This window comes from Microcoleus sp. Pol14D4 (assembly GCF_036701245.1).
Classification (GTDB): Bacteria; Cyanobacteriota; Cyanobacteriia; order Cyanobacteriales; family Microcoleaceae; genus Microcoleus.
On sequence record NZ_JAUBQM010000002.1, the window covers coordinates 1 to 19,970 of the forward strand.

At 46.5% G+C, this 19,970-nt stretch carries 18 protein-coding genes and 1 pseudogene; 11 read left to right on the plus strand and 8 right to left on the minus strand.

Going from position 1 to position 19,970, the window contains the following annotated elements:
* Positions 1 to 157: 157 nt before the first annotated feature.
* On the minus strand, positions 158 to 556 hold the full coding sequence (locus tag QUA33_RS01240; RefSeq protein WP_333145817.1) for a hypothetical protein: 399 nt from the start codon (positions 554 to 556) through the stop codon (positions 158 to 160).
* 947 nt (positions 557 to 1,503) lie between these two features.
* Between QUA33_RS01240 and QUA33_RS01245 the strand changes: the two genes are divergently transcribed.
* Positions 1,504 to 1,770, plus strand: a complete 267-nt coding sequence (locus QUA33_RS01245; RefSeq protein ID WP_333145819.1) for a hypothetical protein — start codon at positions 1,504 to 1,506, stop codon at positions 1,768 to 1,770.
* Positions 1,771 to 2,013: 243 nt separating this feature from the next.
* Here the strand turns inward: QUA33_RS01245 and QUA33_RS01250 are convergent.
* Positions 2,014 to 2,286: pseudogene (locus QUA33_RS01250) on the minus strand (DUF1348 family protein).
* A gap of 52 nt (positions 2,287 to 2,338) precedes the next feature.
* On the opposite strand from QUA33_RS01250, the gene QUA33_RS01255 reads away from it, so the two are divergent.
* From QUA33_RS01255 to QUA33_RS01290, 8 genes are all read left to right on the plus strand, one after another.
* Entirely contained in the window at positions 2,339 to 3,073 is a 735-nt protein-coding gene (locus QUA33_RS01255; protein WP_333145822.1) for a class I SAM-dependent methyltransferase, read from the plus strand.
* Positions 3,074 to 3,172: 99 nt separating this feature from the next.
* Positions 3,173 to 3,961, plus strand: a complete 789-nt coding sequence (gene modA, locus QUA33_RS01260) for a molybdate ABC transporter substrate-binding protein (protein WP_333145825.1) — start codon at positions 3,173 to 3,175, stop codon at positions 3,959 to 3,961.
* A gap of 27 nt (positions 3,962 to 3,988) precedes the next feature.
* Positions 3,989 to 6,499, plus strand: coding sequence for an ATP-binding protein (locus tag QUA33_RS01265; protein ID WP_333145827.1), 2,511 nt, complete (start codon positions 3,989 to 3,991; stop codon positions 6,497 to 6,499).
* Positions 6,500 to 6,557: 58 nt separating this feature from the next.
* Positions 6,558 to 7,850: a response regulator gene (locus QUA33_RS01270; protein WP_333145828.1), complete on the plus strand. Its 1,293-nt coding sequence runs from the start codon at positions 6,558 to 6,560 to the stop codon at positions 7,848 to 7,850.
* 289 nt (positions 7,851 to 8,139) lie between these two features.
* On the plus strand, positions 8,140 to 9,333 hold the full coding sequence (locus tag QUA33_RS01275) for a transposase (RefSeq protein ID WP_333145830.1): 1,194 nt from the start codon (positions 8,140 to 8,142) through the stop codon (positions 9,331 to 9,333).
* Positions 9,334 to 9,714: 381 nt separating this feature from the next.
* A complete protein-coding gene (locus QUA33_RS01280) occupies positions 9,715 to 9,924 on the plus strand; it encodes a DUF2997 domain-containing protein (protein ID WP_015176940.1) in 210 nt (69 codons plus the stop codon).
* Positions 9,925 to 9,964: 40 nt separating this feature from the next.
* A complete protein-coding gene (locus QUA33_RS01285) occupies positions 9,965 to 10,351 on the plus strand; it encodes a DUF1257 domain-containing protein (RefSeq protein WP_242716193.1) in 387 nt (128 codons plus the stop codon).
* A 77-nt stretch (positions 10,352 to 10,428) separates the two neighbouring features.
* Positions 10,429 to 10,899, plus strand: a complete 471-nt coding sequence (locus QUA33_RS01290; protein ID WP_333145832.1) for a ferredoxin — start codon at positions 10,429 to 10,431, stop codon at positions 10,897 to 10,899.
* A 94-nt stretch (positions 10,900 to 10,993) separates the two neighbouring features.
* On the opposite strand, the gene QUA33_RS01295 is transcribed toward QUA33_RS01290, so the two are convergent.
* From QUA33_RS01295 to purL, 3 genes are all read right to left on the minus strand, one after another.
* A complete protein-coding gene (locus QUA33_RS01295) occupies positions 10,994 to 11,275 on the minus strand; it encodes a YiaA/YiaB family inner membrane protein (protein ID WP_190662287.1) in 282 nt (93 codons plus the stop codon).
* Positions 11,276 to 11,611: 336 nt separating this feature from the next.
* Positions 11,612 to 11,737, minus strand: a complete 126-nt coding sequence (locus QUA33_RS01300) for a hypothetical protein (RefSeq protein ID WP_333146146.1) — start codon at positions 11,735 to 11,737, stop codon at positions 11,612 to 11,614.
* A gap of 257 nt (positions 11,738 to 11,994) precedes the next feature.
* Positions 11,995 to 14,556 (minus strand): phosphoribosylformylglycinamidine synthase subunit PurL, encoded by a 2,562-nt coding sequence (gene purL, locus QUA33_RS01305; RefSeq protein ID WP_333145834.1) that lies wholly within the window; start codon positions 14,554 to 14,556, stop codon positions 11,995 to 11,997.
* A 150-nt stretch (positions 14,557 to 14,706) separates the two neighbouring features.
* Here purL and QUA33_RS01310 point away from each other — a divergent pair, with 150 nt between their 5' ends.
* The gene (locus QUA33_RS01310; protein ID WP_333098846.1) at positions 14,707 to 15,312 is read left to right on the plus strand and encodes a pentapeptide repeat-containing protein; all 606 of its coding nucleotides are present in this window, start codon (positions 14,707 to 14,709) and stop codon (positions 15,310 to 15,312) included.
* 9 nt (positions 15,313 to 15,321) lie between these two features.
* Here QUA33_RS01310 and QUA33_RS01315 read toward each other — a convergent pair whose 3' ends face one another.
* Positions 15,322 to 15,948 (minus strand): Uma2 family endonuclease, encoded by a 627-nt coding sequence (locus QUA33_RS01315; RefSeq protein ID WP_333145836.1) that lies wholly within the window; start codon positions 15,946 to 15,948, stop codon positions 15,322 to 15,324.
* Positions 15,949 to 16,082: 134 nt separating this feature from the next.
* Here QUA33_RS01315 and QUA33_RS01320 point away from each other — a divergent pair, with 134 nt between their 5' ends.
* Positions 16,083 to 17,816 carry a DUF3352 domain-containing protein gene (locus QUA33_RS01320; RefSeq protein ID WP_333145838.1) on the plus strand — a complete coding sequence of 578 codons (1,734 nt, stop codon included), beginning with the start codon at positions 16,083 to 16,085 and terminating at the stop codon, positions 17,814 to 17,816.
* A gap of 95 nt (positions 17,817 to 17,911) precedes the next feature.
* Here QUA33_RS01320 and mrdA read toward each other — a convergent pair whose 3' ends face one another.
* Together mrdA and QUA33_RS01330 are read right to left on the minus strand one after the other, a co-directional pair.
* Positions 17,912 to 19,738 (minus strand): penicillin-binding protein 2, encoded by a 1,827-nt coding sequence (mrdA, locus tag QUA33_RS01325; RefSeq protein ID WP_333145839.1) that lies wholly within the window; start codon positions 19,736 to 19,738, stop codon positions 17,912 to 17,914.
* A gap of 21 nt (positions 19,739 to 19,759) precedes the next feature.
* Positions 19,760 to 19,894 carry a hypothetical protein gene (locus tag QUA33_RS01330; RefSeq protein ID WP_333145841.1) on the minus strand — a complete coding sequence of 45 codons (135 nt, stop codon included), beginning with the start codon at positions 19,892 to 19,894 and terminating at the stop codon, positions 19,760 to 19,762.
* Between the last annotated feature and the right edge of the window lie 76 nt (positions 19,895 to 19,970).

Sequence of the window (19,970 nt, forward strand, 5' to 3'; positions counted from 1 at the left end):
CTATTTCTGCAGCGCTGCCATCCGCGATCGCACGGAATTTACAGCACTTGCCGATGCTGTGAGGTACGGTAGCAGCAATGAGTCAACCAATCTCTTAAACGGTGAGGATTCATCAAATTAAGGGCAACTGCTGCGATCCTGGGGGTGACAAATATAGCTAGAAACCTTGCCTGAGCAAAGTTCTAGTCCTGAGACCTTTTTGATAAAAGTGATGCTTATTAGGAGTTAACTTCATTAACTCTTCCACATATTCAGCATATTTTTCAATATAATTAACCCACTGTTGGCTATCATTGCCACTCCCAAATTTACTGCGTATGCAATAAGTTTTTTGGGGTTCCTTGATGCAAAAAATATACTTTGATAAATGCTTCGTTTTGACTAGAGTACCTTCAATAAGGTCACGAATATAGGCAATTGTAATCAAGAGTATCATTTTAATTAATCGGTCTTCTATTAACCCTGTACCCTGTAAATTATAGCCTTCTGTTTTGCAATCACTGAACATTTCCTCAATTCCCACCCGTTGCTTATAAGCAGCTATAGCTTCCGGCAAACTACCTAAGTTAGTTAGAATAAACCACGCCTCGTTAACTGTCCATCCTTGAGAATTACTTTTCCATTTGCAGTCAATATCAAATCCTGCCAGTGGCTTAGTATTTCTAACTTTTACACCTTGAAAGTATAGAGATGTTCCGCGCGTGTCCCTAACTCATCTAACCGTAGCCTGCAGCATATTTTCGGTTTCGATACAATGATTTCGTTTGAGTTGTAAGCAAAAATACACATCTTGCTCTCTCAGCCAGTTGACCAAATCTATTGAACAGAATTCAGGCATCGCCTAACCACGAGCTGATAATCTTTAAATAAGGGTAAAATAGTTGAGATGACGGCGCTCTGCTCATTGATATTACTGCTACCTCGTTTTGGTAACAGGGACCAAGATAACGGGATTGCTCTTCGCGGACATATCAGACTAACCATAAACAGATTGATACATCCCCATTGGCTGCGATCGATCGCGATCAATAATTTCTGTCCCGGTTGGCAATAATTTGTCAACCAATAGGTAATTAGCGGAAACCACAGATCGGTTAAGGTAAGCTGGGGTAAATCTAAAAATCTTTGTAACTTGCGGCGACGACTTGAGCGTGGTAATGGGGTACGGAAATACGCGAGCAAGTCGTTCTAATCTCACCTGTTTTTCTGATATTAAGAGATTGAGCACTATTTCTATAACTAAAAATTGAGAGGGGGTTAGTTCTCTTTGGAAGTGAGTCTGATAGAATCTAGGTAACATATTTTTGGCATAGATCGAGTGTAACTTTAGCTTGACCTATCTTTTTTTTACACAGGTGAGTCAAATCTTTGCCCTGTCTGGCTTTTGGGCGGGGTTGTCACCCGCCAGCAAAATTTAAAAGATTTAAAGCTAATGTCGCTTGTAAATAGAAAGGAAAATATGGCGGAGTCACAGTCAAAGAAGCATGGTTTATATTAACTAAATTGAAAACCTTAAAAGCTGCTCTAAGCACTTATAAACAAATATTTGATATAGAAGAAATGTTTATAGATTATAAAAGCGGTAGCTATAACAGTGAAGAGGCCCAAGTATCAGAACCCAGGATATTGACCTTAATTTGGTTATCAAGCATCGCTTATACAGGGACAATTATTGAAAGATCATTAGTAGTCAAAAAAGTGGCAGCGCCAAAATATGTAGCTCGTCCCAAACAACCCAAACGTATTTATCGTTTGCACAGTACATTTTAAGTGGGTATTCGGGCAGAAAATTGGGTAATTTTTATGGATATTTGTCAAGAATAAGTTAGAGAATATATTAGTTGATACCCAATAAACTGTCAAATTATCAAATAGGTAAAAGGGTGGGAAAGCACAGCAGAACTGTCTTGCAGCCATTTTTGTCATCCTTTTACCTGTTCCCCTTTCCCTCTTCCTTCGATATTTTGGGATTATTTCAAGGAAGAAATCCGCACTCTGACCTTCATGCCACTGCTATTCAAAGCGCACAGAAATCAGCTTCTTTGTAAAACTCCACAGTTCATTTTTCAAACTGTAGTCTAGTTCTTGTGCCCACTTTCGTTTTAATAAACCCTTAGTTTGTTACCTTCCACTGAAAAATTAGACAGGGTTACGCCACGGCGAATCTTCGGTGTAAGCTAAAGCTACTCGTTTTGGATCGCGACTATTCCAGTCATCTTCTGCCATTTGAACTTTAGTTTTAGCAGTTTCCCGCGTAAAAGGTGGCAGTGGTGGTTTAGTGTCCATCGAATTGAATGATTTTGCTTCTTTTCAAGGAGTCATCGAACTTAGCATAATAATGAACACAGCACAAGACCACTATAACCAGCAACTTGCTGCCGTTTACAGTTGGATGTCAGGAAATCCTGAAGAAGCGATCGAACGAAATCACGCTCTTTTTTGTCAATTGGGACTCGACTCCGCACCGCGAGGATTAGCCATTGATTTAGGTGCAGGCTCAGGATTTCAATCTATTCCTTTAGCGAAATTAGGCTTTTCCGTACTAGCTATAGATTTCTGTGATGCCCTACTTTCAGAGTTACGCGATCGCGCTAAACATCTTTCCATCCGTACCATTCACGACGATCTGCTTAATTTCTCGCAACATATTCAGGAACAGGCGCAGCTCATTGTTTGCATGGGCGACACACTTACACACCTAGAATCATTGAGTGCTGTCGATTCATTACTTTTGGACATTGAGCGCTGGCTGATTGAGAATGGGATGTTGATTTTAACTTTCCGCGATTATGTTTCAGCAGAGCTTCATGGAACTCAGCGTTTTATTCCTGTACAAAGTGATGAATTTACAATCCTCACTTGTTTCTTGGAGTATCAGGAAAACAGCGTAGCAGTCCATGACTTACTTTATCAAAAACAGGGCGATCGGTGGTCATTCAGTGCCAGTTCTTACCAAAAACTGCGGCTCAATAAAAATTGGTTGTGCGATCGGCTATCTGAAATAGGTTTACAGGTACTTCAGAACGAGATGATTAATGGAATGGTTTGTATCATTGCCAAGAAATTATATTAGAGACTTTATATTAGAGACAACCGAGAGTCGCTGTAGTTACTGTTCCGAAATCTACAGCCCCATCCAAGGCTTAGAAACTGAAATCTCAGGAAACCTGATATGAAACTCCTCCGACGGCTGACATTGTGCTTCCTCTCCTTGACGCTCACCCTCTGGCTGGGCAGTTGCTCCTCCCCACCCCAAATCCAGGCGGTGACGCTCAATGTTGCTGCGTCAGGCATGGTTCGCACAGCCGTGGAGGAAATCGATCGAGTCTATCAGCAGGAACACCCCAATATCTGGTTGAATCCGACATTTGCCGGAACAGGCGTAATCCGGGCAGCCCTTGAGCAGGGAGAACCTTTTGATGGGGTTTTGTTACCCGATATTTCAGTGCTGGATGCGTTGCAAGCCCAAGGGTTAATTCTGCCCGAAAGCCGTCGGGAGTTAGTGACCACCGATATTGTGGTGATTGCTGCGGCTGATTCTGCGGTGCAACTGAATGATTTGCACGAGTTAGCGAGCGATCGCCTCAAAACGGTGGCAATTGGCAACAAAGACCTGGCGGTTGGCAGATATACCCACCCCATTCTGAGTCGGTTAGGCATCCTTCAGGCAGTGGAATCCAAGGCAGTCTGGGCAAAGGTGGATGTGCGGCAAATCTTGCGAGCCGTCGAGCAGGGAGAGGCAGAGGTGGGCATTACCTTTCTGCCAGAAGCCAAAGCTTTTTCCAAGGTCAAGGTATTAGCCACCGTATCGCCCGACCTCTATGAGCCAATTCGCTCCGGTGCTGCTGTGGTTAAAACCTCTCCCCATCTCCAGGAAATGCAGGCATATCTGGACTTTGTAAGCAGCGATCGGGCAATGGCAGTATTTCAAAAATTTGGACTCCGCCCTCTGCGGTCTTAGATCGACGAAACTAAGCACGAGACAGACATGATGAAACAACCCTCTAACTTTCTCAAAACCGTTGCCGGGAGCCTGGGAGCAGCCACTTTCCTGGCATTAGCAGTGAGTGGAATCGCATTTTGGAGCGCTAACCGCACCTTAGAAACTAACCGCCAGATCGCCCAACATCTAAAAGCGCTCAATAGTTTGGAAGCGTTGACCAGTGCATTTCAGGATGCTGAAAAGATCCAGCGGCAATACCTGCTCGCGCAAAACAAAAATGACTTCAGGAAATTAGGGCTTCGGGCGATCGATGTCGATCAAGAATTGCGACAATTGCAAAGCTTGCTAGAGAACGATCCCCGCCAACAGGCAGCTACCAAGCGCCTGGAAGAATTTATCCTGCGTCGCTTGGAGGAACTCCGGCAGGGCGTGGAACTCCGGGACACCAAAGGGGTGGCGGCGGCGATCGATCGCACCCCCCCACGACTGCTCGACGAGATTACGCTGCTGACCCAGCAGATCGAAGCGATCGAAATCGTAGGGTGGCGGCAGAAACAGCAAGCTGCCACCCACACAACCATTCTGGCAATGATGGCATTTCTGGTGGGCATCGCCCTCAACCTCGGAATTATTCTGTGGACTTACCGCCTGATTTGCCGTGAAATCCTGAAGCGGAATCAAGCCGAAACCGACCTTCAGCAAAGTAACCAGACGTTTCAAAACCAGACTGGCCTTTTACAACTAATCCTCAACAGCATGAGCGATGGCGTGCTCGTTCTCGATGAAAACGGTCGATTCCTGGTTTTTAACCCCGCTGCAGAGCAGATGTTTGGCAAAATAACCGACAGCCAGCCGGAAGAATCGTCCGAGCAATATGGACTGTTTCACGGCGATGGGGCAACTCCGATCCTAGGGGAGCAAATTCCCTTAGTGCGGGCTGTTCGGGGTGAGGAGATAGACAATATGGAACTGTTTAGCCGTCATAGCAAAGCCCAGCAGGGCATCTGGATGACAGTTAGTAGCAGACCGCTCAAAGATGCCAGTGGTGCATTGAAAGGGGGAGTTGTTGTGTGCCGCGATATTAGCGATCGCAAGTCCGTAGAACTACAAATATTGCGGGCAAAAGAAGCAGCCGAAGCCGCCAACCGCACCAAGAGCGAGTTTCTTGCCAACATGAACCACGAACTCCGCACCCCCCTCAACGGCATCCTCGGCTATACCCAAATCCTCCAGCGCGACCCCGCCACCACCGCCAAACAGATGAAAGGATTGGGGGTGATTTATCAATGCGGTTCCCATTTACTCACCCTGATCAACGACATTCTGGATCTGTCGAAGCTGGAAGTGCAAAAGATGGAACTCTATCCCCAGGATTTCCATCTGGCTAACTTCCTCTCTTCTACTGTGGATATTTGCCGCGTCAAGGCAGTGCAAAAAGGCGTAGAGTTTCATTACCAGCCCGCGAGCAACCTGCCCACTGCCGTCCATGCTGACGACAAACGCCTGCGGCAAGTGTTGCTCAACCTGCTCAGCAATGCGGTCAAATTTACCGATTTTGGCACCGTCACGTTTCGGGTAGAAGCGGTGGAGTCAGAAGACTCAAACTCAGAACTCAAAACTCAAAACTCAAAACTTTCAAGAATTCGCTTCCTAATTAAAGACACTGGCATTGGCATTGCGCCTGAAAAACTATCCACGATTTTCTTACCCTTTGAGCAGGCCGGGAAACGCGATCGCAACATCGAAGGCACTGGACTAGGACTTGCCATCGGTCAACAAATCATCCAGAAGATGGACAGCGAAATTCACGTCGAAAGTGTAATGGGCCAGGGCAGCAGTTTCTGGTTTGAGATCGAGTTGCTTCCAGCATCGGATTGGACAACACAAAATGCGATCGCCAACCATAAGGTTATTGGCTATCAGGGCGAACGACGCAAAATTCTCGTCATTGACGATCGCGAAGAAAACCGTCTGGTGGCAGTGAATATGTTGGAACCGCTGGGCTTCAAGCTGACGGAAGCTGATAATGGGCAGGCAGGTTTTGATACCACTATCCAGACGCGACCCGACTTGATTATTACCGATGTACATATGGCGATTATGGATGGCTTAGAAATGACCCGTCGCCTGCGACAACTGCCAGACTTTGCCCAAACTCCCATCATTGCCTCCCCTGCTACTCTGTCTCAGGTGGATGTACAGGAAAGTCTGGATGCAGGGTGCAATAGCTTTTTCCCCAAACCGATCGAGTTTACTGGGTTGCTTGCCGAATTGCAGCGATATCTAGAATTGCAGTGGATTTACGAAACCGAAACAGAGGCGACTCAACCCGCTGTCAGCAACGCCGATGAGGTTAGCATCTTAATACCGCCTGCTGCTGAACTGGCAACCCTCTATGCTGCGGCTCAGGGTGGTTTTATGACCGATATCCAGCAGGAAGCCCATCGCTTGAAGAAATTAGCGCCGGAATATATTGCCTTTGCGAACAGAGTTCTAGAACTAAGTCAACAGTTTGATGAGGAAGCCATTCTGCATCTAATCGAGCCACGGGTTTAGCAACTTTATCGATCTACAATTGGCCATTCATCCCTTCAATATATTTAGGAGTTTGCTGATGTCAGTCTATTCTATATCTCAAGAAAACACGATCTTAGTCGTAGATGATACGCCAACCAATCTGCAAGTATTGTTTGATTTGTTGAGCGAACAGGGCTACCGGGTGGCGATCGCCAAAAATGGTGAAACTGCCCTGCAACGAGTGCAATTGTCTGAGCCCAATTTGATTTTGCTGGATGTGATGATGCCAGGAATTGACGGGTTTGAAACCTGTCAGCGGCTCAAAGCTAATCCGGCCACTCGCGATATTCCAGTTATTTTCATGACCGCCCTCTCCGACTCGGTGGATCAGGTCAAAGGGCTGAGCCTGGGTGCGGTGGACTACATCACCAAGCCGATTCAGCATGAAGAAGTCTTGGCACGGATTCGGGTGCATCTCCAACTGCGGAATGCCACCCGAATCATGGAACAGCGCACCAACGAACTCAACCAGGCTTTAGAAAGTTTCAAGCAAGCTCAAGTGCATCTCGTGCAAGGTGAAAAAATGTCTGCCCTAGCCCAATTGGTGGCGGGAGTGGCACACGAAATCAACAACCCGGTGAATTTCATTCAAGGCAACCTGAACTATGTCAAACAATACACTCAGGATCTGCTGGACTTGGTGCAATTGTACCAGAAGCACTATCCCAATCCGGTAGCAGAAATCCGAGAGCGGGCAGAATACCTGGATCTGGAATTTTTGCAAGAGGATTTGTGGAAGATACTGGGTTCGATGAAAATGGGGAGCGATCGGATTGGCCAACTGGTGCTCTCTCTGCGGACCTTCTCCCGCCTCGATGAAGCGGACTGCAAACCCGTTGATATCCATGCCGGTATCGACAGCACTCTGTTGATTTTGCAACACCGTCTGAAAGCCAGACCCGATTTTCCTGCCATCGAAGTCATCAAAAATTACGGGCAATTACCGGAGGTCGAATGCCACCCCAGTCAACTCAACCAGGTATTCATGAATATCCTCAGCAATGCGATCGATGCCTTGCAGACATCTGGTGTCAGGGATAACCAACAACCTACCATTACCATCAGCACCTCGATCGGTAGTGCTAACTCGATCGCGATTAGCATTGCCGATAATGGAGTCGGTATCCCGGAACTCATTCGCTCTAAACTATTCGATCCGTTCTTCACCACCAAACCCGTGGGCAAAGGCATTGGTTTGGGACTGTCGATCAGTCATCAAATCGTCACTGAAAAACACGGCGGCAAGATTGAGTGTGATTCCACTCTGGACAAGGGCACTGAGTTTATCGTAAAGATTCCAGTGCGACAGGTCATGGCACAGCTTGCTTAAAAGAAGGTTACGGTTGCCGCAACAATTATCAATCAATTTGAATACTTTTTCTATTAGAGAATACTAATTAGGATTTTATGGTAGTAGGACTTACTCACAAACTAATACTGTAGGGTGTGTATGACGCACCTTAACCCCTACCGGAACGCATTCAACTATTTTTTACCAAAAATTTTTGGTCTAAAGCCCCGTACTTCTAGGACGGCTTTAATTTCTATAAAGGGTAAAAAAATATAAATTAAACACACTTTATAAGCGTCGTGATTTAGGGGTGTGATAGACTAACTACATGATCACATTAGAGTTTAAGTTAAAAGGCAAAGCGCAGCAATATCGGGTCATCGACGACATGATCAGAACAGCTCAATTTGTCCGCAATAAAACTCTTAGATATTGGATCCATAATCAAGGAGTTAAGTTAGTAGACCTATACAAACAATGCGCCATTATGGCAAAAGAGTTTGAATGGGCAGGCAAGCTTAACTCAATGGCACGTCAAGCCTCGGCTGAACGTGCCATTTTTGCGATCCAACGTTTTTTCGCTAATTGCAAAGCCAAAAAACCAGGCAAAAAGGGATACCCACGGTTCAAAAAGCATACTCGTTCCGTCGAATACAAAACATCAGGATGGCTGCTTTCTGCCGACAAAAGATGTTTAACATTTAAGGACGGCTTTGCTGCTGGGAAGTTTAAGTTAGTCGGCAGTCGGGATTTGCATTTCTATGCTCCCGATGAGATTAAACGAATCAGGGTTGTGCGTCGTGCGGACGGGTACTACGTCCAATTTTGTATAAATGTGGAGCGAAAAGAGGAATTTGTCTTTACTGATAAAGCTATTGGAATAGATGTGGGATTGAACCATTTCTATACCGACAGTGATGGCGACACAGTTCCCAACCCTCGCTACCTCCGAAAAAGTGAAAAAGCTTTAAAAAGATTGCAGAAGCGGGTTTCTCGAAAGAAAAAAGGTTCTGGCAATCGGAAAAAAGCGATTAACAAGTTAGGAAGAAAGCACTTGAAGGTCAGCAGGCAGCGTAAAGACTTCGCCATCAAGACGGCGTTGTGCGCGGTGAAATCTAGCGATTTTATAGCCTACGAAGAGCTTCAGGTGCAGAATATGGTTAAGAACTACAAGCTTGCTAAATCTATTAGTGATGCAGCGTGGTCAGAGTTTGCTCAATGGTTGCAATACTTTGGAAAAGTATACGGTAAAACAGTGATTGCTGTTGGGCCTCACTATACTTCCCAAGACTGTTCAAATTGTGGCAATTTTGTTAAGAAAACGTTGTCAACCCGAACCCATATTTGCGGCTGCGGTGCGATACTGGATCGTGACCACAACGCGGCTCGCAACATTTTGGCTAAAGGGTTGAAGCAAGCAGGAATTAATTTAAATACGGTGGGGCACACCGAAATTAACGCTTGGGGACAGACTGATCTCTACTTGTTGGTGGCGACATCAACGAGCAAATCAACTGGCTGAACCAAGAATCCGCGCGCGTTCACGCCCGGGAGTGTCAATATCTGTAGGGCGAAGCACACGGCACCTTACCCTCGGCCTACTATCTCGCGATCCATCCTCCCTCCCCCAGGATCAATCCCAAATAGCCGTTGCGAATATTCACCACTCATGTATGACTTGACTGCTGTCACAATCTACGCGAAACTTTACATACAACTGATGTATTGCTTCTACCTATTAATAAGTTCTGTTAAGTTGTGACTCAAAACCTATCAATTCGTCAAAATTGATATAGCGCTTTGTCAGTCAGCCAACTCTCAAGAAGCTACTTCAGGAGGCATCGTCCCTGGCTTGCTGGTGTCGGTGTCTGTTCTCAATATTCCTATTCAGTCAGCCCGCATTATGGAAACACTAGAGTTTGTGATCTATCCAGATGGCCGCGTACAGGAAACGGTCACCGGCATTGTCGGTGCTTCCTGTGCTGAGGTAACGGCTGCAATTGAAGCTCAGCTCGGCGTGGTGCTTCACCAAGAGTCAACATCTGAATATTTCACGCAAGCGCTGCATCAGTCAGCCGAAGCGACGGCCCAAGTGGCTTTTAGCGATTGGTAATTTTTGTTGTTGAGTTCACTTAAATTATTTTGGAACCACCATGTCACATTTTAGCCAAATTAAGACCCAGATCCGCAATTTGAATTCTTTGGAAGCTGCTTTAACTGACTTGGGTATCGACTGGAAGTCGGGCCCGACTGAGGTGCGCGGCTATCGCGGTCTCACCAGCACCGCTGAGGTCGTGATTGAGCAAAAAAACGGCTACGACGTAGGTTTTAGCTGGAACGGGACTGAGTATGAATTGGTGGCTGACTTGCAGTTTTGGCAGCAAGCTTGGTCTGTAGACCGTTTTCTGAATAAGGTGACTCAGCGCTACGCTTACCATACTGTGGTGAATGAAAGCGCTAAGCAGGGTTTCCAAATTTCTGAGCAAAAGCAAAATCAAGACGGTTCACTCCGCTTGGTGGTGCAACGCTGGTGCGCTTAATAATTTTTCGAGATTTTTGCAATCTTGTCTCATCAAAGTCCGCTTTCGCGGACTTATTTACTATTGTGGGGGTCTAAATGTCTGAGCTTTCTGGACTCGGAATAGATACAGCAAGCGATCGCTCTGGTTTAGAGCCGGAGTTGGGAGGTTTTTTGCGGGATTCGCCCGATCGCTCTGGTTTGGAACCGGAATTGGGGGGCGTGTTGCGCCAAAAAGGTGTCTATGTTGATGAGATTACCTGCATTGGCTGCAAGCACTGCGCTCACGTTGCTCGCAATACTTTTTATATTGAACCCGATTACGGTCGATCGCGCGTAGTGCGACAAGACGGGGATTCTGAAGAGTTGATTGCTGAGGCGATCGACACTTGTCCGGTGAATTGCATTCACTGGGTTGATTACACCGAACTTAAGAATCTGGAAGAAGAACGCAAGAATCAGGTGATGCCTGTCGTTGGTTTTCCGGTGGATATGGCGATGGTTCGGGCCGGTGTTCGCCAGCGACAAAAGAATAAGTTGCGCGATCGCAAGTTCAAAGGTAGCCCTTGAAATCCCCAATTCCCATCCGCAGCTTGAAACCTGTGGTTCAAACAACAAAAACAGCCCGCGCGGGCTGTTTTTTGTATACATTGTATAGCCAACATTATTTGAGAGGATGGTGTTCAGCGAGAATTTTCTCAACTCTAGCTTCGTCGATTCTGGCAGTTAATGTTGTTGCCTCGTTGTTATCGCGAATGGTTTTTGCTAAAGTAAAAGACGAGCCGACTGAAAAAGTTAAACCCATACCCATAAAAGCTTTTTGCCAGGGATCTACCTGTAAATAAATGATACCTACAGTAGTGGCGGAAATGGCAAGAATAAAAGAAAGCCAGCACTGAAGTATCCAAGCATTAGTATCTTTTTGGCGTATGATTTGTTTCTGCATAGTGCCTCTAAGTCAAATATATCTTTTGGTTCATTAACTTAAAGAATAGATAGCGTGAGTGAAGCGGTCAGGAGAGGAAGGGACAGTTTCGATAAGTGAACAGTGCGATCGGGCTTTTTACTAAATATTTCAACGGTGTAGATAGGGTTTGAGTCTCAAGGAAGACTCGCAGCGAGTGGACAGTTTGAAAACTCCACTAACGAAAGCTTGTTTTTTCTCAAAATAGCGTAAAGGGCGCCGAAGAGCGCCTTACTTGTTCCAATCGGCCTCCGCAGACTGCGTTTGGCTCTATACAGCGCTTTCAACCGCCGAATCTTATCTAGGTGATAAAGCAATTTAACAGCAGTCAGCTCGAAACAAGGTAATAAAGTCAGCATCCAAATACAATACTCCTAATTCGTCGCGCAATTTCATATAGGGATTGCCTTGGAGAAAGGAGGTTCGTGCTACGGAGGCGCTCATTTCTGGAATCAATGATCTGTCGCGAGGGTGAAGAGTAATAATAAATGATTTAATATGGTGCGTGATTACACAATCATTCTGCCTATTCAGGACGGCGATATCTGAGAGGTTTGACCCCTCAGATATTCGCCAACAGTCTCTTTCAATCGCTACTACACAAACAAAGTCCGCCTTCGCGGACTCAAGAAATGTAACCCGCGAAGGCGGGGTTTCGTCTGTGTAGACGCGGTTTCAACCGCCCTCTATATGAGGCGCAATCAAACAGATGCAATCCGACGCTCGATCGCATTATAGAATCGATCGCCCATCTCACTCATCCCAACCTCAATTAACACTTCATTGTCAGCACTAAAAACCCGAAAATCTGATTCAGCCCCGCCAACTAAACCAATTTTTTGCCACATTTTGGTCAAATGTTCTTGCAGGTAAGACTCCCAAATTTCTTGATTTCTCGGCGCGACTGAAACTACAATGCAGTTGCCCATTTCACCAAACAAAATTTCATCCCAGCGGCTGACATTTCCCGAATTACAACTGAGATGAATTTCCGCACCCATTTTAGCAGAGATACAGGATTCCGCGAGGGCGATCGCAATTCCACCTTCCGCACAATCATGGGCAGAACCTACCCAACCTTGCCGAATTCCATCGCGACAAACCGATTGCACTTTTCTTTCCAATTCAAAATCTATCCTTGGCGGTTTCCCAGCTACAATCCCGTGAATTGCCGCTAAATATTCCGAACCTCCGAGAGTAGGAGAAGTTGCGATTTTTGAGCTTTCAGATGAAAGTTCTGAGTTTTTGGATGATTCCCCCATTCCCAACACATAAATTAAATCACCTTTCTTTAGCCAAGCTTGACCGGAAATCTTCTTCAAATCGGGAATTAACCCCACCATTCCGATTACCGGAGTCGGATAAATTGGTTGAGGATTCCCCTCAGCATCAACAGTTTCATTGTAAAGAGAAACATTGCCGCCAGTAACAGGCGTTCCCAACTCCCGACAAGCATCAGCAATCCCGCGACAAGCTGACGCTAACTGCCAATATCCGATCGCCTTTTCGGGACTGCCAAAATTCAAATTATCAGTAACTGCGAGAGGTTCAGCACCCACACAACTTAAATTTCTCGCTGCTTCCGCTACGACTGCTTTTGCACCTTCATAAGGATCGAGATAAACATAACGAGAATTGCAATCAACCGTTGCAGCAACTCCAGGAATCACCCCCAGGGGCGCTTCCTTCTTGCTAAGGGGGGGAGAAACTTTTGGAGTTTCCCTACCTTGTGCCTTTTTAAATAGAGGAATTACCTCTTCTTCCTGTTTGCTTTCAGAAGCTAGAGAAATAGCATTTTCTCTCTGTAAATCTCCCTTAGCAAGGGGGTGTACTTCTAGCCCGTTACCAAGGGAAGATTGGCAGGGTTCTAGCGGACGCAATCTGACAACCGCAGCATCAGCGCCTCCCGGTAAAACAACAGTATTGTTTTGCACTTGATGGTCGTATTGGCGATAAACCCAGCGTTTAGAAGCGATGGTGGGAGTATCTAAAAGCGTCAGCAAAATCTGATTCCAAGTTTGGAAATTGCCGTTAATTTCGATACCTTTAACTGTGGATTGTGGCAGCGAATCCACCGTCCATTCCCATGCTTTTTTAGCATATTCTGGCGGCTCTGTCAACAGTTCTCTGTGATAAATTGGCGTGTTGTCTGCCAAAGCAGTCGCGGTAATTTCGGCAGCGATTTCGCCTTTAAATAGAATTCGGACGATCGGCTCTTCGATGACTGTACCCGCTACTACCGCGTGCAATCCCCATCTGTGGAAAATATCGATTAATTCCTGTTCGCGTCCTTTTTGGGCAACAAACAACATCCGTTCTTGGGATTCCGAAAGCAGGTATTCGTAGGGAATCATGCCGCTTTCTCGAACGGGAACTTTGTCTAAATCGAATTCAATGCCGACGCCGCCTTTGGCTGCCATTTCTGATGTCGAACAGGTGATTCCGGCCGCACCCATATCTTGGGCGGCGACGACTGCACCGGTTTTGAATGCTTCTAAACAAGCTTCAATTAAGGATTTTTCTAAAAATGGATCTCCTACTTGGACGGCAGGGCGATCGTCCATTGATTTGTCGGTCAATTCTGCACTGGCAAAACTTGCTCCTCCCATGCCATCTCTGCCAGTAGTTGAACCGACGTACAGGACGGGATTTCCGATGCCCGATGCCCCAGATTTGACGATTTCTTGAGTTTCCATTAAACCCAAGGCCATGACGTTAACTAATGGGTTGCCGGAATAGGCAGGATCGAAGTAAACTTCGCCGCCAACTGTGGGTACTCCGATGCAATTTCCATAATGAGAAATTCCCGATACTACGCCTTTGAACAATCTCTGAGTTTTAGCATCGTCTAAGTTGCCAAAACGCAGGGAATTTAAAAGTGCGATCGGGCGAGCGCCCATTGTGAAGATATCGCGGAGAATCCCCCCGACACCGGTTGCTGCACCTTGGAAAGGTTCGACTGCTGACGGGTGGTTGTGGGATTCAATTTTGAAGGCGAGTTGCAAGCCATCTCCCAAGTCTACGACGCCGGCATTTTCTCCGGGTCCGACTAGAATACGATCGCCCTCTGTGGGAAACTGTTTTAATAGCGGCCGCGAATTTTTGTAACAGCAGTGTTCGCTCCACATGACGCCGAACATTCCCAATTCAGCTTTATTGGGATGGCGACCTAGACGCTGAACGATTTCTTCATATTCTTCAGGTGTGAGTCTTTCACCGGCAATTTGTTCGGGGGAAAATGGGGATTCGGAGATGGGAGACATGGAAACTCGTTATAAACCACAGGCTTTATTCTAAATGCCCTTTGGTTGGTTAATCTAAAATCTATAATCTAAAATCTAAAATCTATAAACCTAGGTCTTTGGGTTGGTTAATCTAAAATCTAAAATCTAAAATCTAAAATCTAAAATCGAATGACTCAACCTCGAAATTTCAATTTTGCTAACCAAAACTTGCGGAACCGTTCTTTTAAAGGGCTTGACTTGTCAGGGGCGAATTTCAGCGGTTGCGACATTCGAGGCTGCAATTTCACTGGGGCGATTTTGAGGGGGGCAAATTTTCAGGGTGTCAGAACCGGACAAAGCCGCAGGCGGGTGAGAAATTTGATTGCTAGGGCTGGGGTGACTGCGGTGACAGTGACGACGGCTGGGGCTTTGATTGGACTGATTGCCGGGGCGGATGCGGGGGCTGTGGCGGTGGCCGGAACCGCTGCTACGGCAATTGCTGCGACTCGGTGCGAGGCTGGGATTGTGGCGGGGGCTGTGGCTGGGGCTGCTGCTGCGATCGGCGCTAGCGGTATTGTGACATTTTTGGGCGGAGATACTATCAGGGGAATTGTCTTATTTTTGGTTTCGGGGGTAATTCTTGGGTTAACTGCGATCGGATTTTTTATCGCTGTTGAACAGATAGAAAAATTGTCGATAACGTCGTTTAGAAAAGCTGATTTAACTGATGCTGTATTCGATCCGGGGGCGGTTCTAGATGCAGATTTTTCCGATGCGCGAGGAGTGCCGTGGTAGACTCAACAATTACTGATTTTTTACCCATTCCCGGAATTCTCGCACTGCTGCGGTTGCGCCTGTAGTTTGACAGCGATCGATAAATTCGTCAACTTTTGCAGTCGGTAGCATGGGGAAAGCCAGAGAAAAATTGCACTCCGCATATTCGCCATTTTGCAATGGATAAAACTTGATGCTTCGTCCGTCGTAACGCCAAATTTCTGGTACGCCTAAATCTGCATATAAATCGAATTGATTTAAGGAACTGCTGGTAATATCAATTTCGAGTGCTAAATCAGGTGGCGGATCTTGAGCAAAGTCTAATTCTGTTCTCCCTCTGACCAGTGCTTCATTCTGGATATAATAACAGGAATCTGGTTCTTTTCCGGCTGCTTTTTTGCGTTTCTTAATAGTCATCGATCCAAAGGGGTTGTACTCTAGATTGAGTTCTTCTATGAGAGTTACAATTAAGCGATCGATCAGCCGGTTGCGATTTTCATGTTCCGGTAGCGGCACCATAATTTCTAATTGACCTTGATGATAAGCAATTCTGGTGGAACGTTTGTTGCCCAGTTCCGCTAACAGGCTTTCATATAATTGCCAACTGATCTTTTGCAGTAAAACTCGCTGTTCGGCGGGCGTTGATATTGTTAGCATTTTACTTGGATTTTAGAATTGGAGAATATTTTAGTTTATCTTTTTTTTGCGAACAGCACAAAAAGTATCTGCCGACAGCTACGGTCATGCGCTACTCTAGTTAATAATAGACTGTGGTCATTAGTCCTTGTTGTATGAAGCTGCGATCGTTCTTTTCTTTCCTCATTGCGGGCGTCTTGGCACTCTTAGGCTTGAGTGCCGGTGGTTTTTACTGGCTGACAACTCAAACTCCCCTGAATTTGCTCGCCGGCGGGCCGACAACTACTCCGGCTGCGGCTGTGTTTGTCTCGAAACAAGCACCTTTGTTAGCATCAATGCTGGTAAATCCCGATCGCCTCGAAGCATTGCGACAAGTTTTTGCCACTCCTGAAGAAAGAAGTCAATCGCACGCAGAATTTGAGCAAATCAAAAAAAGTTTCCTCGCCAATACAGGCCTCGATTACAGTAGAGATATCCAACCTTGGATAGGTGACGAAATTACCCTCGCCGTCACAACGCCAGATTTCGATGGCGACAGCAGGAACGGCCAACAAGCTGGGTTTTTACTGGCCGTTTCCTCCCAAAAGGTCGATCGCAGTCAACAATTTCTCGACTCCTACTGGCGCAAACAATCTCGTGGCGATAAAACAGTGCAGTCGGAAATATATAAAGGCGTGAAAATTAATTATAAACAAGCACCAATAGCAAAGAAAAAATCTGCTTCGCTTTCGCCTTTTAACCCGTTTTCTCTGCCGAATTCAAAGTTGCCATCCAGCTTCGCAACAGCAGCCACCGGCAGCAATTTAAATTCTGGGAATAACCAAAGTTTTGTTTTATTCTCCAATAGCCCGATTGTGATTCGAGATGCAATTAATAACGTTGAATCAGCTAACCTAAATCTCGATAATACCCCGGAATATCAAAAAGCTTTGCAGCAGCTAACTCAAGGCCGAATCGCTTTAGCATTTGTCAATCTCCCGCAATCAGCAGCCGAGCAAAATCCCCAAGTTTCTCTTAATTCTCTCGCAGTTGCTGTCGGAGTCAACCGACGGGGATTGCTGGCTCAAACTGCTTTAGTGACATCGCGAGAAAACACAGCTTCTCCAACACTCTCGGAACCTGTGCAAGCTTTGCAGTACATTCCCTCAGCCAGTCCTTTCGCGGTCGCCAGCACCGATTTAAGGAATTTTTGGACTGATTTGTCATCGGCGGTGTCCACTAATGCAGAAGTCTCAAAATTAATCGATCGCGCTCTGGCAGATATTCAGCAACTTTGGGGCGTCAACCTGCCGCAGGATATATTTGATTGGGTACAAGGAGAATACGCTTTAGCAGTGCTTCCGAATTCGTCAAACAATGCGGACTGGATTTTTGCCGCCGAAAAATCTGCTGATTCCCAAAAGGCGATCGACAAACTGGATGAAATTGCCCGCAGCAAAGAATACAGCATCGGCAGCTTCACTCTCAGAAACCAGAAAATTACCGCTTGGACGCAGTTGACAACGAGCCAGAATTATGGAAAAGAAAATAATAGAAAAAGTGCGATCGAAACCGAGGCAAAAGGAGTTCGAGCTACCGTCGGCAAATACGAAATTTTTACCACTTCAGTAGAAGCAATGGACGCAGCACTAGAAGCAGCCGAAACAGGCTCTTTAGTTGCCCATCAAGATTTTCAAACCAGCATTGAACCGCTACCGCCATCTAACGACGGCTATTTTTATTTAGACTGGCCCTCCAGCAGAGCAATTTGGGAAAAACAAATCCCGCTGTTGAGGTTAATTGAACTTTCGGCAAGACCCTTGTTTGACCACTTGCGATCGCTCACTGTCACCAGTACGGGAGAGATCGCAGGAATTCGCAAAGCTACAATATTTATGCGGCTGAATTAGTCAGAAGGAAGAAGGAAGAAGGAAGAAGGAAGAAGGAAAAACAAGAAACTTGCCCAATTCCCAATGCCCAATTCCCAATACCCAATAACTAAGGACTAAGGACTAATAACTACTGGCTGCTTCACCTTTTTCGGTTGCCCAAAATAAGCTTGAAATACCTCTTTGGCGATCGGGGCCGCGGCAACAGAACCATAACCGCCATTTTCCACAACCACGGCGATCGCAATTTCCGGCTTGTCAGCAGGCCCGAACGCTACATATAAAGAGTGATCCTCCTGTCCAATAACCTCCGAAGTCCCTGTTTTGCCTGCGGTCATCGGAATCGTACCGTCATTCATCCCCTGCCCAGTACCCTCGGCAACCACCGCGATCAGTCCCTCCTTAACCACCTGAATTGTTGAAGGTTTCATCCCTGTATGTACCCGTTTAGTCTCCGCTGTGCCGGTCATAGAAGTCAAAAGATGAGGCTTCAGCCGATAGCCTCCATTAGCGATCGAACTCACCATCACAGCGGCCTCCAAAGGAGTCACTAACACCAACCCCTGACCGATCGACATCGTTACCGTATCACCCGCATACCAAGGTTCTTTATAAATTTTCTCCTTCTCCTCCGGCGTCGGGATTTGACCGTGAGTGCCACCGCCTAGCCCCAAAAGATTCAAATCCGTATCCTTGCCAATTCCCAAGCGGTGTCCCCACTTAGAAATTTGCTCCGGCCCCGTACTAATCCCCACTTGATAAAAAAATGTATTGCTGCTGAAAGCCAAAGCCTCCCGAAAGCCGATGTCGCCGTAACCGCCGCTGTGTTCGTTAAAATCAATTCCCCCCACAGTAATGTAAGACGAAGTACCGAGAATTGAGTCCGGCGAAAATTTGCCCGACTCCAGACCCGCGACGGAAGTCACAATTTTAAACGTGCTGCCGGGGGGATAGCCTTGCATGGCCCGATTCAAAAATGGATTTTCCTGGTCTTGAAGAGTTTGCCACTCATCCTTAGTGATTTTTCGCGTAAACAGATTGGGGTCAAAAGTCGGGTGGCTGGCCATAACTAATACCGCCCCGGTTTTGACATCCAGCGCCACTACTGCTCCCCGGCGGTTCCCCAAGGCTTTTTCGGCTGCTTTTTGCATGGACAAGTCTATGGTTAGCTGCACCGCCTCACCGGGTTTGGGCGGTGTCTCTCCCATCAGCCGCAATTCTTGATTTTGGGCATTTACCTCGATCAGTCGATCGCCCCAAACTCCTGCAATCTTCTTGTTAGAACTCGCTTCTATGCCCATCTGACCGACAATCATCCCCATCGGATATTCAGGATGAGCTTCCAAGTCTGCTGCAGTAGCTTCGCCAATATATCCGATCACGTGAGCAGCCAAACTGCCTTCGGGATAGTAGCGGTTCGCTTCTGGCCGCACTTCCACTCCCCGCATCTGTCCCACCTGTTCTGCTAGTGGCACAAACACCTCTGGCGGCATTGCTTGCTTGAGCCGCACCGGTCTGTAGGATTGAGGATCGACCTCTTTTAATTTTTTTAAAATTTCTTTCGCCGGGATTTTAACCAGCGGACTCAACTTTTCTGCTGTCGCTTTCCACTCTTCCGGCGTTTGTTCTTTCGGCCACAAATATACCGATCGAGCTAAATTGTTTGCTGCTAGCAAGTTGCCCTTGCGATCGATGATATGTCCGCGATTCGCCGGCATTGGCACTAGGCGAACGCGATTGTTTTCGGCTCGTTCCCGGTGTTGCTTCCCTTGTATCAGTTGCAATTCCACCAGCCGACTAGCGTGCAGGCCCAGCAAACCTGTTGCCACCAGCATTAACACGATCGCCCGGTGTATCGGACGCTCCTGTTTCTTAGGAGTTTCCGCGAGGGTTTTGTCAGAAGAGGGAAATGCTGAGATTGAATAAACTTGTCGTTGCATCATTCTATAGGTAGATGTCAAATCCTAGATTTTAGATTCTTGAATTGTCAATTGTGAAGTATACATCATCAAACCGGGGACAATCGGGCCTTGACTCTTGGGAGAAACGGAATGATCGATCGTTAACTTTTGACCGATCACTAATAGCTCGTCACTCATGACTGCTGACTGCTGACTAATCCCCCAAGCACCAAGAAGTAGCCAGAAAAATCAAGGCCAGGCTCAGCCAATTAGG